The organism is Streptomyces sp. NPDC102402, from assembly GCF_044765765.1.
GTDB lineage: Bacteria > Actinomycetota > Actinomycetes > Streptomycetales > Streptomycetaceae > Streptomyces.
This window is the reverse complement of sequence record NZ_JBIWKR010000002.1, coordinates 739,988-755,043: the sequence shown is the minus strand read 5'-3', so window position 1 is coordinate 755,043 and position 15,056 is coordinate 739,988. Positions and strand designations below refer to the sequence as shown.

At 70.8% G+C, this 15,056-nt stretch carries 15 protein-coding genes; 9 read left to right on the top strand and 6 right to left on the bottom strand.

Annotation, left to right across the window (positions count from 1 at the left end):
• Positions 1–116: 116 nt before the first annotated feature.
• Entirely contained in the window at positions 117–1,205 is a 1,089-nt protein-coding gene (gene ychF / locus ACIRJR_RS08325; protein ID WP_403775677.1) for a redox-regulated ATPase YchF, read from the bottom strand.
• A 230-nt stretch (positions 1,206–1,435) separates the two neighbouring features.
• Between ychF and ACIRJR_RS08320 the strand changes: the two genes are divergently transcribed.
• A complete protein-coding gene (locus ACIRJR_RS08320) occupies positions 1,436–2,086 on the top strand; it encodes a DUF6542 domain-containing protein (protein WP_403775674.1) in 651 nt (216 codons plus the stop codon).
• Between the two features lie 2 nt (positions 2,087–2,088).
• Here ACIRJR_RS08320 and ppgK read toward each other — a convergent pair whose 3' ends face one another.
• Positions 2,089–2,826, bottom strand: a complete 738-nt coding sequence (gene ppgK / locus ACIRJR_RS08315; RefSeq protein ID WP_403775672.1) for a polyphosphate--glucose phosphotransferase — start codon at positions 2,824–2,826, stop codon at positions 2,089–2,091.
• Between the two features lie 127 nt (positions 2,827–2,953).
• A complete protein-coding gene (locus ACIRJR_RS08310) occupies positions 2,954–3,943 on the bottom strand; it encodes a 4-hydroxy-3-methylbut-2-enyl diphosphate reductase (protein WP_403775669.1) in 990 nt (329 codons plus the stop codon).
• 98 nt (positions 3,944–4,041) lie between these two features.
• Between ACIRJR_RS08310 and ACIRJR_RS08305 the strand changes: the two genes are divergently transcribed.
• From ACIRJR_RS08305 to ACIRJR_RS08290, 4 genes are all read left to right on the top strand, one after another.
• Positions 4,042–5,385 (top strand): APC family permease, encoded by a 1,344-nt coding sequence (locus ACIRJR_RS08305; RefSeq protein ID WP_403775666.1) that lies wholly within the window; start codon positions 4,042–4,044, stop codon positions 5,383–5,385.
• Between the two features lie 30 nt (positions 5,386–5,415).
• The gene (gene xseA / locus ACIRJR_RS08300; RefSeq protein ID WP_403775663.1) at positions 5,416–6,627 is read left to right on the top strand and encodes an exodeoxyribonuclease VII large subunit; all 1,212 of its coding nucleotides are present in this window, start codon (positions 5,416–5,418) and stop codon (positions 6,625–6,627) included.
• Positions 6,628–6,667: 40 nt separating this feature from the next.
• Positions 6,668–6,940 carry an exodeoxyribonuclease VII small subunit gene (locus tag ACIRJR_RS08295; RefSeq protein WP_403775660.1) on the top strand — a complete coding sequence of 91 codons (273 nt, stop codon included), beginning with the start codon at positions 6,668–6,670 and terminating at the stop codon, positions 6,938–6,940.
• A 139-nt stretch (positions 6,941–7,079) separates the two neighbouring features.
• Positions 7,080–7,670 carry a malonic semialdehyde reductase gene (locus ACIRJR_RS08290; protein ID WP_403775657.1) on the top strand — a complete coding sequence of 197 codons (591 nt, stop codon included), beginning with the start codon at positions 7,080–7,082 and terminating at the stop codon, positions 7,668–7,670.
• Positions 7,671–7,743: 73 nt separating this feature from the next.
• Here the strand turns inward: ACIRJR_RS08290 and ACIRJR_RS08285 are convergent, their stop codons facing one another.
• Positions 7,744–8,277: a DUF4245 domain-containing protein gene (locus ACIRJR_RS08285; protein WP_403775654.1), complete on the bottom strand. Its 534-nt coding sequence runs from the start codon at positions 8,275–8,277 to the stop codon at positions 7,744–7,746.
• A gap of 144 nt (positions 8,278–8,421) precedes the next feature.
• Here ACIRJR_RS08285 and glpX point away from each other — a divergent pair, with 144 nt between their 5' ends.
• Entirely contained in the window at positions 8,422–9,453 is a 1,032-nt protein-coding gene (gene glpX, locus ACIRJR_RS08280) for a class II fructose-bisphosphatase (RefSeq protein ID WP_403775651.1), read from the top strand.
• A 62-nt stretch (positions 9,454–9,515) separates the two neighbouring features.
• On the opposite strand, the gene ACIRJR_RS08275 is transcribed toward glpX, so the two are convergent.
• Together ACIRJR_RS08275 and ACIRJR_RS08270 are read right to left on the bottom strand one after the other, a co-directional pair.
• Entirely contained in the window at positions 9,516–9,887 is a 372-nt protein-coding gene (locus tag ACIRJR_RS08275; protein WP_403775648.1) for a WhiB family transcriptional regulator, read from the bottom strand.
• Between the two features lie 155 nt (positions 9,888–10,042).
• Positions 10,043–10,714 carry a DUF1707 domain-containing protein gene (locus ACIRJR_RS08270; protein WP_403775645.1) on the bottom strand — a complete coding sequence of 224 codons (672 nt, stop codon included), beginning with the start codon at positions 10,712–10,714 and terminating at the stop codon, positions 10,043–10,045.
• A 203-nt stretch (positions 10,715–10,917) separates the two neighbouring features.
• Between ACIRJR_RS08270 and ACIRJR_RS08265 the strand changes: the two genes are divergently transcribed.
• From ACIRJR_RS08265 to ACIRJR_RS08255, 3 genes are all read left to right on the top strand, one after another.
• On the top strand, positions 10,918–12,585 hold the full coding sequence (locus tag ACIRJR_RS08265; protein WP_403775642.1) for a fumarate hydratase: 1,668 nt from the start codon (positions 10,918–10,920) through the stop codon (positions 12,583–12,585).
• 173 nt (positions 12,586–12,758) lie between these two features.
• A complete protein-coding gene (locus ACIRJR_RS08260) occupies positions 12,759–14,162 on the top strand; it encodes a class II fumarate hydratase (RefSeq protein WP_403775639.1) in 1,404 nt (467 codons plus the stop codon).
• 44 nt (positions 14,163–14,206) lie between these two features.
• Complete coding sequence (locus ACIRJR_RS08255; protein ID WP_403775636.1) at positions 14,207–14,923, top strand: DUF402 domain-containing protein; 717 nt, start codon at positions 14,207–14,209, stop codon at positions 14,921–14,923.
• Positions 14,924–15,056: the final 133 nt, after the last annotated feature.

Genomic DNA, 15,056 nt, shown 5'->3' with positions numbered 1-15,056 from the left:
CCAGCTATCCCAGCACCGTCCCAGCACGGGAAAAAACCAAGGGCCCGACTCCGAAGAGTCGGACCCTATTTGACCTGCACGTTTGCAAGATCAGCGACGTGGTGATGTGTCAGCGGCTACACATTGAAGCGGAACTCCACCACATCTCCGTCCTGCATCACGTAGTCCTTGCCCTCCATGCGCGCCTTGCCCTTGGCGCGGGCCTCGGCGACCGAGCCGGTCTCGACGAGGTCGCCGAAGGAGACGATCTCGGCCTTGATGAACCCCTTCTGGAAGTCGGTGTGGATCACACCGGCCGCCTCCGGGGCCGTGGCGCCCTTCTTGATCGTCCAGGCGCGGGCTTCCTTCGGACCTGCCGTGAGGTAGGTCTGGAGGCCCAGGGTGTCGAAGCCGACGCGGCCGAGGGTGGCCAGGCCGGGCTCTTCCTGGCCCATCGACTGGAGGAGCTCGAGGGCCTCGTCGTCGTCGAGCTCGATCAGCTCGGACTCGATCTTGGCGTTGAGGAAGATGGCCTCCGCCGGGGCGACCAGGGCGCGCTGGTCGTTCTTGAAGTCCTCGTCGACCAGCTCGTCCTCGTCGACGTTGAAGACGTAGAGGAAGGGCTTCGTCGTGAGCAGGTGCAGCTCGTGGAGGAGGCGGCCCTTCTCGGTACCGGCGGTGATGCCCCGGGAGAAGAGGGTGTCGCCCGCTTCGAGGATCTTCTGGGCCTCCTCGACGGCGGCGAGGACGGCGACCTTCTCCTTCTGGAGGCGGGACTCCTTCGTCAGGCGCGGGACGGCCTTCTCGACGGACTGGAGGTCGGCGAGGATCAGCTCGGTGTTGATCGTCTCGATGTCGTCCTTGGGCGAGACCTTGCCGTCGACGTGGACGACGTTCTCGTCCTTGAAGGCGCGGATGACCTGGCAGATCGCATCGGACTCGCGGATGTTCGCGAGGAACTTGTTGCCCAGGCCCTCGCCCTCGCTCGCGCCGCGCACGATGCCGGCGATGTCGACGAAGTCGACCGTCGCGGGGAGCAGCTTCTGGGAGCTGAAGATCTCGGCGAGCTTGTTCAGACGGGGGTCGGGGACGCCCACGACGCCCACGTTCGGCTCGATGGTGGCGAACGGGTAGTTGGCCGCCAGCACGTCGTTCTTGGTCAGGGCGTTGAACAGGGTCGACTTGCCGACATTCGGCAGACCGACGATTCCGATCGTGAGCGACACTTTGGCGACTTCCTGGAGTGAGGAGAGGGGCTGTCCGGGCGGGCCGGGAGGTGGACCGATTCTCCAGTTTACGGGCGGGACCGGGCGACCCGTCACGGGTGCGGGGGCCGGTCCCGGTCGGGGGCCGAACGGTGCGGTTTCGGCCGTGTGGGATCGAACGCAACGCCAAGGTAGGCCAAAGCGCGTGTCCAACGCCCGAAAGAGCGCACCCGGCGACCTAGGTTGTCGGGGTGGAGCAGCACAGGACACGTACCCCGCAGCGCAGGCAGCCCGCGCAGGCCCAGCCCGCCCCGTCCGGCGGCCTCGGCGAGGTGACGGCCGCGTCGGCCTATCCGGTGACGGTGGCGGTCGCCCCGGCCCCGGTGACGGGCACGGGTCCGGGCACAGGTCCGGGACCGGGTCAGGGTCCGGGCTCCCGGCCCGGCGGGGGCGGCGTCCCGCCCGTGGTCCTGGCCCTGCGCAGATTCCCCAACCCGCGGCTGACCGGCATCGGCGCCGGGCTCTTCGCGGCCCTGACCATGTTCCTGCTGGCCTGCGCCGACCGGCTGCTCCTCGGGGGCTCGGAGGTCGTGTACGGGGTGCTGTTCCTGCCGGTCAGCGCCCTGACCGCGCTCTGGGTACGGCCGGCAGACCTGGTGACGGCCCCGATCATCGTGCCCATCGCCTTCGCGGTCGGCGTGATCCCCGTCGCCGGCGGCACGGGCGGTTTCGGCGGACAGGCGATGGCCGTCGTGACCGCGCTCGCCGTCCACGCCGGCTGGCTGTACGGGGGAACGCTCGTCGCGGGTCTCATCGCCACCGTGCGGAAGATCCGGCAGATGCGGGAGCGGCAGCGCCACCTGCTCAGGGCCGACCGGGCGGCCCGCCGCCCCCGCGCGTAGGGCTACTTGCCCGCGGCCGCCATGGCGGCACCGACGATGCCTGCGTTGTTCTGCAGCTCGGCCGGGACGATCTCGGCCCGGACGTGCTCGATGAGCGGCAGGAACTTCTCCGCCTTGCGGCTCACGCCCCCGCCGATGATGAACAGCTCGGGCGAGAACAGCATCTCCACGTGGACCAGGTACTTCTGCACCCGGTGCGCCCAGTGGTGCCAGCTGAGGTCCTCGTCCTCCTTCGCCTTCGTGGAGGCGCGCTTCTCGGCGTCGTGGCCGTGCAGCTCCAGGTGGCCGAGCTCGGTGTTCGGGACGAGGTGCCCGTCGGTGAAGAGGGCGCTGCCGATGCCCGTGCCGAGGGTCAGCATGATCACCGTGCCCTTGCGGTCGCGCCCCGCGCCGAAGGTCATCTCGGCGATTCCGGCCGCGTCGGCGTCGTTGAGGATCGTGACGGACTGCCCGATGCGCTCGCTGAGCAGCGCCCTCGCGTCCGTGTCGATCCAGCCCTTGTCCACGTTGGCCGCGGTCCTGGTGATGCCACCGGTGACGACTCCGGGGAACGTGATGCCGACCGGCCCCTGCCAGTCGAAATGGCCGACGACCTCGGCCACACCGCCGGCCACGCTCTCGGGCGTGGCCGGGTGAGGTGTCAGTACCTTGTGGCGCTCCTGCGCCAGCTCTCCGCGGTCCAGGTCCACGGGCGCACCCTTGATCCCTGAACCGCCGATGTCCACACCGAAGATCTCCATGCGATCCACGGTACGGGCAGGTGGCACGGATCACTCCCCGGAGTGGTGGATCCGGCGGGCGCGCCCGGGTCACTCGTGTGCCCGGACCGCCGCCCGCGCGCCGCCCGCCGCCCGGCGGAGAGCGCGGCTACTCGGCGGAGAGCGCGGCGGCCTCGGCGCGCAGGTCGCGCCGGAGCTCCTTGGGCAGCGAGAAGGTGATCGACTCGTCCGCGGTCTTCACCGTCTCCACGTCCGCGTAACCCCGCTCGCCGAGCCATTCCAGTACGCCGTCGACCAGGACGTCGGGCACCGAGGCGCCCGAGGTGAGGCCGACCGTGCTGACGCCCTCCAGCCATGCCTCGTCGATCTCGGCGGCGAAGTCCACCAGGTGGGCGGCGAGCGCTCCGGCGTCCAGGGCCACCTCGACCATGCGGATGGAGTTCGAGGAGTTCTTCGAGCCGACGACGATGACCAGCTCGGCGTCCTCGGCCAGCTTCTTCACCGCGATCTGGCGGTTCTGCGTGGCGTAGCAGATGTCGTCGCTCGGCGGGGAGAGGAGGTTCGGGAACTTGTTCTTCAGCGCGCCGACCGTCTCCATCGTCTCGTCGACGGAGAGCGTGGTCTGGGAGAGCCAGACGACCTTGGACTCGTCGCGGACCTCGACGTTCGCGACGTCCTCGGGGCCGTCGACCAGCGTGATGTGGTCGGGAGCCTCGCCGCTGGTGCCGATGACTTCCTCGTGGCCCTCGTGGCCGATCAGGAGGATGTCGTAGTCCTCCTTGGCGTAGCGGACGGCTTCCTTGTGGACCTTCGTGACCAGCGGGCAGGTCGCGTCGATGGTGGCGAGCTTGCGCTCGGCCGCCTCCGCGTGGACGGTCGGGGCGACGCCGTGCGCGGAGAACATCACGATGGAGCCCTCGGGCACCTCCGCGGTCACGTCGACGAAGATCGCGCCCTTCTTCTCGAGCGTTTGCACGACGTACTTGTTGTGCACGATCTCGTGACGGACGTAGATCGGGGCGCCGTACTGCTCCAGGGCTTTCTCGACGGCGATCACGGCGCGGTCCACGCCCGCGCAGTAGCCACGGGGTGCGGCGAGCAGGACACGGCGGGCAGGCGTTGCAGTCATGCGTCCCATCGTAAGGCCGTACCGAACAGGCGCCGGTTCAGCGGGGTCGGGAGACTGATGCGGACGCGATCCAGCGACTGCGTAGGCAATCCAGCGACGGAGGGTCCATGTCGGGCAGCACCACCGAAGAGGGAAAGCTGCGGCGCACCCTCGGGTTCCGGGACCTGGTGGTCTACGGGCTCCTCTTCATCGCGCCCATGGCCCCGGTCGGCGTGTTCGGCACGCTGGACGCCAGGTCCGACGGGGCCGTGGCGCTGGTGTATCTCGTGGCGACCGTGGTGATGGCCTTCACCGCGTTCAGCTATGCCCAGATGGTGCGCGTCGCGCCGCTCGCCGGATCGGTCTTCGCGTACGCCCGCAAAGGGCTCGGGGAGGGGCCCGGGTTCATCGCCGGCTGGATGGCGATGCTCGACTACCTGCTGATCCCGGCGGTCGCCTATCTCTTCTCCGGGATCGCGATGAACGCGCTGGTCCCCGAGGTGTCACGGTGGGTGTGGACGACGATCGCGGTCGTGGTGACCACCGCGCTGAACCTCTGGGGCGTACGGGCGGCGGCCCGGGTGGGGTTCGCCGTGCTCGCCATGGAGATCGTGGTGCTGCTGGTGTTCGTCGTGTCGGCGGTGGTGGTGCTGGTCCGGGACGGGGCGGAGCGCGGCTGGCTGACGCCGCTCACCGGGGACACCGGCTTCTCCACGACGGCGGTGCTGGGGGCGGTGTCCGTCGCGGTGCTGTCCTACCTGGGCTTCGACGCCATCGCCTCGTTCGCCGAGGAGGTGACGGGCGGCTCGGCGAAGGTGGCCCGGGCCGTGCTGTTCTGCCTGGTGCTCGCCGGAGCGCTGTTCGTGGCCCAGTCCTACCTGGCGGCGCTGCTGGAGCCGGTCAGCTCGGCCGAGCTGGCGGCCGATCCGGTGAAGCAGGGGTCCGCGTTCTACGACGCGGTCGACGCCTCGGTCGGGACGTGGCTGCACGACCTGGTGGCCGTCAGCAAGGCGATCGGGGCGGCCTTCGCGGCGCTGGCCGGGCAGGCGGCGGCCGGGCGGCTGGTGTTCGCCATGGCACGGGACGGCCGGCTCCCCTCGTTCCTCTCGCGGGTCGACGGGAGGTCCGGGGTGCCCCGGATCGCGATCGCGGGTGCCGCGGTGGTGACGCTGGTGGCGGCGGTGTGGGCGGCCCGGCGCGACGACGGGCTGGACCATCTGGTGTCGGTGGTCAACGTCGGCGCGCTCACGGCGTTCGTGCTGCTCCACGCTTCGGTGGTGGGCTGGTTCGCCGTGCGCCGGATGGAGGGCCCGCCGAGCTGGTGGCGCCATGTGCTGATGCCGGTGGTGGGTGCGGCCGTCCTGGTCGCGGTGATCCTGGAGGCCACGACCAGTGCCCAGCTGGTCGGGGTGTGCTGGCTCGGGATCGGGCTGGTGGTGCTCGCGTTGCAGTGGGGGCGGCGGGCCGCCTGATTGTCGGTCCCGGCCGTTACGCTCGCCCGTATGGCTCTCACTACGTCCCCGGAAGCCCCGCTGCCCGTCGGCGACGTGTCACGCCTGATCGGCGGCTGGATCGACCGGCTCGGTGCCGTCTGGGTCGAGGGGCAGATCACCCAGCTGTCGCGCCGGCCGGGAGCCGGGGTGGTCTTCCTGACACTGCGCGACCCCTCCCACGACATCTCGGTGAGCGTGACCTGCTTCCGGCAGGTCTTCGACCGGATCGCCGACGTGGTGACCGAGGGCGCGCGGGTCGTCGTCCTCGCCAAGCCCGAGTGGTACGCGCCGCGTGGCCAGCTGTCCCTGCGGGCCACGGAGATACGGCCGGTGGGCATCGGCGAGCTGCTGGTGCGGCTGGAGCAGCTGAAGAAGTCGCTGGCCGCCGAGGGGCTCTTCGCCCTGGACCGGAAGAAGCCGCTGCCCTTCCTGCCGCAGCTGGTCGGCCTGGTCTCCGGGCGGGCTTCGGCGGCCGAGCGCGACGTGCTGGAGAACGCCAGGCGGCGCTGGCCCGCGGTCCGCTTCGAGGTGCGCAACACGGCCGTGCAGGGGGTGCACGCCGTGAACCAGGTGGTCCAGGCGGTCCAGGAGCTGGACGGCCTGGAGGAGGTCGACGTGATCGTCGTGGCCCGCGGGGGCGGCAGTGTCGAGGACCTGCTGCCGTTCTCCGACGAGGCGCTGATCCGGGCGGTGGCCGCGTGCCGTACGCCGGTGGTCTCCGCCATCGGGCACGAGCCGGACTCGCCGCTGCTCGACCTGGTGGCGGATGTGCGGGCGTCGACGCCGACGGACGCGGCGAAGAAGGTCGTGCCGGACGTGGGCGAGGAGTTCGACCGCGTCCAGCAGCTCCGGGACCGGGCACTGCGCACGGTGCGGGGGCTGATCGACCGGGAGGAACGGGGCCTGGCGCACGCGCTGGGCAGGTCCTCCATGGAGCGTCCGCAGCGGATGGTGGACGAGCGGGAGGCGGAGGTCGACGCCCTGGTGGGGCGCAGCCGCAGGGTGCTCGGGCATCTGCTGGACCGCGCCGACTCCGAGCTCGCGCACACCCGGGCCCGGGTCGTGGCGCTGTCGCCCGCGGCGACGCTGGAGCGGGGGTACGCGGTGCTCCAGCGGCCGGACGGTCATGTGGTGCGCTCCCCCGCGGACGCCGGGGCGCCGGGCGAGGAGCTGCGGGCGCGGGTGTCGGAGGGCGAGTTCACGGTCCGGGTCGCGGAGTGAGCCGCCGGGATTGTCGGAGCCCGCGCATAGGGTGGACGGCATGACGGACGACGGGACGACGACGGCTGCCGCGACGGGCACGCTCGGGTACGAGCAGGCGCGGGACGAGCTGATCGAGGTCGTACGCCGCCTGGAGGCGGGCGGCACGACGCTGGAGGAGTCGCTGGCCCTGTGGGAGCGGGGCGAGGAGCTGGCGAAGGTGTGCCGGCACTGGCTGGAGGGCGCCCGGGCGCGGCTGGACGCGGCGCTGGCACGCCCGGAGCGGTCCGACGAGGCCGGCGAGGCCGGCGAGGCCGACGGGAACACTGACTGACGAATCGGCGGGACTCGCCTACGGGCGTGTCTGTGCCGTGGGTCACTCCGCCACCAATTTAGTTGAACTTTAATCTATTCTTCGGTTACGGTGCTCGCAGAGCTCGACCCCCGTAGCCGTCCGGAAGGTAACGCCCCAGATGTCCCTCGTTCTTGACCCCGCCGCCCAGGACCTCCTCTTCCGCGAGGCCCGCACTGCCAACACGTTCACCGACGAGCCGGTGACCGACGAGCAGGTCCAGGCGATCTACGACCTGGTCAAGTACGGCCCCACGGCCTTCAACCAGTCGCCGCTGCGCGTCGTCCTGGTCCGCTCGGCCGAGGGCCGCGAGCGTCTGGTCAAGCACATGGCGGAGGGCAACCGCCCGAAGACCACGGCCGCTCCGCTGGTCGCGCTCCTCGTCGCGGACCACGAGTTCCACGAGGAACTCCCGGCGCTCCTGCCGCACTTCCCGCAGGCCAAGGACGCGTTCTTCTCCGAGCGCCCGGTCCGCGAGCAGTCCGCCGCGCTCAACGCCGCACTGCAGGCCGCCTACTTCATCATCGGCGTCCGCGCCGCCGGCCTGGCCGCCGGCCCGATGACCGGCTTCGACGCCGCCGGCATCGAGAAGGAGTTCCTGGACGGCGACCACAAGCTGCTCATGGCCGTCAACATCGGCAAGCCCGGCGACGACGCCTGGTTCCCGCGCCTGCCGCGCCTGTCCTACGACGAGGTCGTCACGACCGTCTGATCCCCCGTACGACGAGAGGGCCCGCGGCGCGCACAAGCGCGCCGCGGGCCCTCTCGTCGTACGGGCGGGGCCCTCAGGAGGAGGCGGCGGGGGCGGTCTTCAGCGCCGCGGCCATCTCCGCCAGCCGGCCGGTCGGGGCCGAGCCGGTGACCACCGTGGTCACACCCTCCGCGTGCAGCACGAGGGCGTCGTACTTCGGGCCCTCCCAGCGCTGCCACTCCTGGCCCGCCACCTCTTCGGTGTGCCCGGTGTCCCTCGCGTCCTGGCTGACGTCGGGGACGTACTTCTTGGCGGGGGTCGTGGACTGCTCCACCGCGACGTAGTTGCCGTCCGGGTCGAGGAAGCCCAGGTGCCAGCCCGCGCCCGCCTGCCCCTCGTACGAGACGGAGGTCGGCTTCCAGTCCTTGGACAGCCCCGCGGGCGCCGCCACCGGGTACGGCGCGGCGCGACGGGCCGTCGCGAGCTCGACCCGGTAGTCGACCGCCTTGATCGGGTCGGCCTTGTCGTCGTGCGGGATGAAGATGTAGACGACGCCCGCCACCGCGGTGATCACGAGCATCGACAGGAACATGTCCCGGACGGTCTGCTTGCCTCGCTTGCTTGCCACGGACTCAATGGTGGCACGGGCCTCCGGGCGCCCCACCAGCGGGCACCCGCTCATACGTGACCCGGTCTGCTCATTTTATCGACCTACCGATAGAGTCACAGCACCCTCTTTTCCGGTCGTCGTCGTACAGAAAGGTGCGCTCCGATGTCCGAGCATCATCTGCCGTCCCAGCTCGAGGTCTCCCCGGAGGCCCCCGACCGCAACCTGGCCATGGAACTCGTCCGGGTCACCGAGGCCGCCGCCATGGCCGCCGGGCGCTGGGTCGGCCGCGGCGACAAGATCGGCGCCGACGGCGCCGCCGTGAAAGCCATGCGCACGCTCGTCTCCACCGTGTCGATGAACGGCATCGTCGTCATCGGTGAGGGCGAGAAGGACGAAGCGCCCATGCTGTTCAACGGCGAGCGCGTCGGTGACGGCACCGGAGCCGAGGTCGACATCGCCGTCGACCCGATCGACGGCACCACGCTCAACGCCAAGGGCATGCCCAACGCGATCGCCGTCCTGGCCGCCGCCGACCGCGGCGCGATGTTCGACCCGTCCGCCGTCTTCTACATGGACAAGCTGGTCACCGGCCCCGAGGCCGCCGACTTCGTCGACATCAACGCACCCGTGTCCGTGAACATCCGGCGCGTCGCGCGCGCCAAGAGCTCGACCCCCGAGGACGTCACGGTCGTCATCCTGGACCGGCCCCGGCACGACGGCATCGTCAAGGAGATCCGGGAGACGGGCGCCCGGATCAAGTTCATCTCCGACGGCGACGTCGCCGGATCGATCATGGCGGCCCGCGAGGGGACCGGCGTCGACCTGCTCATGGGCATCGGCGGCACCCCCGAGGGCATCATCTCGGCCTGCGCCATAAAGTGCCTCGGCGGTGTCATCCAGGGCAAGCTCTGGCCCAAGGACGAGGCGGAGCGGCAGCGTGCGCTGGACGCGGGCCACGACCTGGACCGGGTGCTGTCGACCGACGACCTCGTCAGCGGGGACAACGTGTTCTTCGTCGCCACCGGGATCACCGACGGCGAGCTCCTGCGCGGTGTGCGGTACCGCGCGGAGACGGCCACCACGCAGTCCCTGGTGATGCGGTCCAAGTCGGGCACGATCCGGACGATCGACTCGACGCACCGGCTCTCGAAGCTGCGCGCCTACAGCGCGATCGACTTCGACCGCGCCAAGTAGGCGCCACGTGAGGATGTGGGGGCCGCCCGGCCGGGCGGCCCCCACATCCGTGTGCGCGGGGTTCAGCCCGCCGCGGCTATGCGCTCCGTCGAGGCGGCGGCCTTGAGCTCCATGTCCCGCCGGCGGCGCCGGGCGAGCACCACACGGCGCTCGGCGGCGGTGAGGCCTCCCCACACGCCGTACGGCTCGGGCTGCAGGAGCGCGTGCTCCTGGCACTCCACCATCACCGGGCATCGCGCGCAGACCTGCTTCGCCGCCTCCTCGCGGGACAGCCGGGCGGCAGTCGGCTCCTTCGACGGGGCGAAGAACAGTCCTGCCTCGTCACGGCGGCACACCGCCTCCGCGTGCCAGGGCCCCGCCTGATCCTCCCGCGCGGGTGCGCGCTGGGTCGGCACGGCGGCGACCTGCAGGGGCTGATGCGGCATGTGCAGCACGGTCCACTCCTGACGACGGCTTGGGCTTCGCGAGCGAGAGACGATGCAGCACTCCCTACCCGCTGTACGCACGCCTATGCACTGAGTGGCGTCGCCCCGGGCCCCCGCGGCCGCACCGGACCGCCGGCTGGCCTGAATTCGCCGGTGGTCCGGCGTCAGTGGCCGAGGTGCTTGCGCAACTGCTTGTGGAGGTTGGCGATGAGCTTGCCGCGCTTGGGCTTCGCCTCGACGTGCCCGAAGACGGAATAGCCGTTCACGACGACCACCGGTGCCTCCGGGTCCGCGGATTCCAGTGTGTCGACCTCGAAATTGCCGAAAACACCTGTGCCGCTGCCGCGGAGCGAGATGTTCTCGGGGACCTTGATCTCGACGCTCCCGAAGATGGACGTCGCGTTGATGACCGTCAGACGCTGGCCGAACAGCGCCTCGGTGAGGTCTATCTCGACGCTGCCGAAGAGCGCGAACGCGTTCGTACGGCCGCCGACGCGCCAACGGCCCCGACGGGTGGAGCCGCTGAAGACCGCCACCAGGTTCTCGGCGGGCCCGGCCGGCTCCGCGGGGCCGTAGCCGTAGGGCGAGGCGGCCTGACGGACACCGCCGTCCGGCGCCGGCAGATCCTGGACCAGCGGCTCCAGTTCACCGACGGTCTTGGCCCGGTAGACCAGCTCGACCCGCTCGGCATGTTCCTCGGCGGTCAGCCGGCCTTCGGCCACGGCCTCTCGCAAGATGTCCGCGATCCGGTCGCGGTCCGCGTCGGAAGCGCGGATTCCGGCGGGCGCGGGACCGGCCGGAGCGACGGGCTGGTGGGGCTGCTTCTCGAGGTCCACCGAACCAGCCTACCCAAACGCGATAGATCGCGACCAGTGCCTCTCCGGCCCCGTCCCGGATCGGTTCCCGGGATCAGCCCCCGCGGGCCGGGCGGTCCGGGTGAGCCTTACCTCACAGGAACGGCGTGCCTCCGGCGCTCTACCCTGGTGGGTGCGCTGCCCAAGGGTGGTCAGCCGCTGTCGCCGAGTGAGGAATGGCCGTAATGCCAGAGTTTGCGTACTCCGATCTGCTCCCCCTGGGAGAGGACACCACGCCGTACCGGCTGGTGACCGCCGAGGGCGTCTCGACCTTCGAGGCCGACGGCCGTACGTTCCTCAAGGTGGCTCCGGAGGCCCTGCGCACCCTCGCGGCCGAGGCCATGCACGACATCTCGCACTACCTGCGGCCCGCCCACCTGGCGCAGTTGCGGCGCATCGTCGACGACCCGGAGGCCTCCTCCAACGACAAGTTCGTCGCGCTGGACCTCCTGAAGAACGCGAACATCGCCGCCGCGGGCGTCCTGCCCATGTGCCAGGACACCGGCACCGCGATCGTGATGGGCAAGCGCGGCCAGAACGTGCTCACCGAGGGCGGTGACGAGGAGGCCCTGTCGCACGGCATCTTCGACGCCTACACGAAGCTCAACCTGCGGTACTCGCAGATGGCCCCGCTGAACATGTGGGACGAGAAGAACACCGGCTCGAACCTCCCGGCCCAGATCGAGCTGTACGCCACGGACGGCGGCGCGTACAAGTTCCTCTTCATGGCCAAGGGCGGCGGCTCGGCCAACAAGTCGTTCCTCTACCAGGAGACCAAGGCGGTCCTCAACGAGGCCTCCATGATGAAGTTCCTGGAGGAGAAGATCCGTTCGCTGGGTACGGCGGCCTGCCCGCCGTACCACCTCGCGATCGTCGTCGGCGGCACGTCGGCCGAGTTCGCGCTGAAGACCGCGAAGTACGCCTCCGCGCACTACCTGGACGAGCTGCCCGCCGAGGGTTCCCCGACCGGCCACGGCTTCCGGGACAAGGACCTGGAGCAGAAGGTCTTCGAGCTGACGCAGAAGATCGGCATCGGCGCCCAGTTCGGCGGCAAGTACTTCTGCCACGACGTCCGCGTCGTCCGCCTCCCCCGGCACGGCGCGTCCCTGCCCGTCGCCATCGCCGTCTCCTGCTCGGCGGACCGCCAGGCCACCGCGAAGATCACCGCCGAGGGGGTCTTCCTGGAGCAGCTGGAGAAGGACCCGGCGCGCTTCCTCCCCGACACCACCGACGAGCACCTGGACGAGGCCGGCGACGTCGTCCGGATCGACCTCAACCGGCCGATGGACGACATCCTCGCCGAGCTGACCAAGTACCCGGTCAAGACCCGGCTCTCGCTGACCGGACCGCTGGTCGTGGCGCGCGACATCGCGCACGCCAAGATCAAGGAGCGGCTCGACGCCGGCGAGGAGATGCCGCAGTACCTGAAGGACCACCCGGTGTACTACGCGGGCCCGGCGAAGACCCCCGAGGGATACGCCTCCGGTTCCTTCGGCCCGACGACGGCCGGGCGGATGGACAGCTACGTCGCACAGTTCCAGGCGGCGGGCGGCTCCAAGGTGATGCTCGCCAAGGGCAACCGGTCCAAGCAGGTCACGGACGCGTGCGACGCGCACGGCGGCTTCTACCTCGGCTCGATCGGCGGCCCCGCCGCGCGCCTCGCGCAGGACTGCATCAAGAAGGTCGAGGTCGTCGAGTACGAGGAGCTCGGCATGGAGGCGGTCTGGCGGATCGAGGTCGAGGACTTCCCCGCGTTCGTCGTGGTCGACGACAAGGGCAACGACTTCTTCACCGAGCCCGCCCCGGCACCGACCTTCACGAGCATCCCGGTCCGCGGCCCCGGCCTCGGCTGACCCTCCCGGTCCCGCGTTCCAGGGGCGCCCCGGCCGCCGGCCGGGGCGCCCTTGCCGCGTCCGTGCCCCGCATGACGGGCCGACGGCCTCTTCCCGGGTACTTTCTGGCGGACGGCGCCGGGGAATACGCGGAACACCCCACGTGCTCATCTGCATCAGGAGGTCTGAACACCATGGACGAAGCGGCCGAGGAAACGGCATACCGCGTCGAGCACGACTCGATGGGCGAGGTGAAGGTACCCGCGCACGCCAAGTGGCGTGCCCAGACCCAGCGCGCGGTGGAGAACTTCCCGATCTCCGGGCAGCGCCTGGAGCGGGCCCACATCGAGGCCCTGGCGCGGATCAAGGCCGCGGCCGCCAAGGTCAACGCCGAGCTGGAGGTGCTGGATCCGGACATCGCGGACGCCATCCAGGAGGCCGCCGCCGAGGTGGCGGCGGGGCGCTGGGACGAGCACTTCCCCGTCGACGTGTTCCAGACGGGCTCCGGCACGTCGTCCAACATGAACACCAACGAGGTCGTGGCCACGCTGGCCGGTGAGCGGCTCGGGCGCGAGGTCCACCCCAACGACCACGTCAACGCCTCCCAGTCGTCGAACGACGTGTTCCCGTCGTCGATCCACATCGCCGCGACCGCCGCCGTCACCGCCGACCTGATCCCGGCGCTCGCACATCTGGCCGCCGCCCTGGAGCGGAAATCGGCCGAATTCTCGGAGGTCGTGAAGTCGGGCCGTACGCACCTGATGGACGCCACGCCCGTCACCCTGGGCCAGGAGTTCGGGGGCTACGCGGCACAGATCCGCCACGGCGTCGAGCGGCTGCGGGCCTCGCTCCCGCGCCTCGCCGAACTGCCCCTGGGCGGGACCGCGGTGGGCACCGGGATCAACACCCCGCCCGGCTTCTCCGCGGCGGTGATCGCGGAGGTCGCCCGCACGACCGGGCTGCCGCTCACCGAGGCCCGGAACCACTTCGAGGCACAGGGGGCCAGGGACGCCCTCGTGGAGACCTCGGGCCAGCTCCGTACCGTCGCCGTCTCCCTCACCAAGATCTCCAACGACCTGCGCTGGATGGCCTCCGGCCCCCGCACCGGCCTGGCCGAGATCAGCCTGCCCGACCTCCAGCCCGGTTCGTCGATCATGCCGGGCAAGGTCAACCCGGTGATCCCCGAGGCCGTGCTGATGGTCGCCGCCCAGGTGACGGGCAACGACGCGACGGTCGCCACCGCCGGAGCGGCCGGCAACTTCGAGCTCAACGTGATGCTCCCGGTCATGGCCAAGAACCTGCTCGAATCGGTGCGGCTGCTCACCAACGCCTCCCGGCTGCTCGCCGACCGCACGGTCGACGGCATCACGGCCGACGTGGAGCGGGCACGGCGTTACGCGGAGTCCTCGCCGTCGGTCGTGACCCCGCTGAACAAGTACATCGGCTACGAGGAGGCGGCGAAGGTCGCCAAGAGGTCCCTGGCCGACGGCACGACGATCCGGGAGACCGTGCTGGCCGGGGGCTACGTCGAACGCGGCGACCTGACCTCGGAACAGCTGGACGAGGCCCTGGACGTGTTGCGTATGACCCGGCCATGACGCGTAACCCACCGCTCCGGCGCGCACGTCCCTAAGATCTCTTCATGACAGCGACGGACGCGGGTACGGGGACGGGCACCGGGGCGGGTGCGGGGGACGGGGTGCGCTGGGCGCCGGGGGACCGGATTCTCTGGCGCTACCGGGCCAACGGGAGGGCCGGTGACGGCGGGCGCGAGGTCCACATCTGCCGGCCGGTCACCGTCGTCCAGGACACCGACGAACTGCTGGCCGTCTGGATGGCGTCCGGCACCGAGTGTGTGAAGCCGGTCCTCGCCGACGGCACCCAGGTGCACGCCGAGCCGCTGGCCACCCGCTACACGCGCCCGCGCACCACGGTCCGCTCGCGGTGGTTCGGCTCGGGTGTGCTGAAGCTCGCCCGGCCGGGCGACCCCTGGTCGGTCTGGCTCTTCTGGGACCGGGGCTGGCTCTTCCGCAACTGGTACGTCAACCTCGAGGAGCCCCACTCACGCTGGGCCGGCGGGGTCGACTCGCAGGACCATTTCCTCGACATCTCCGTCCGCCCGGACCGCAGCTGGGAGTGGCTCGACGAGGACGAGTTCGCCCAGGCGCAACGGGTCGGGCTCATGGACGAGGCCACCGCCCGGCGGGTGCGCGAGGCGGGGCTGGCGGCGGTCGAGGTGATCCGGAGCTGGGGCACCCCCTTCAGTGACGGCTGGGAGCACTGGCGGCCCGACCCCCGGTGGACCGTCCCCCCGCTGCCCGATGACTGGGACCGCACCCCCGCCCCCACGCCGTCGTGAGACCCTTGATGCACCCCAGGGGGGCAAACGTAGGATCGCCTTCCATGAACCGCTCCGCCGGACCGACGCGCCACAACCGGCGTGACCGGCCAAGGGCCTGACCACCAGTCACCGCACACACCGCATGCGTCAC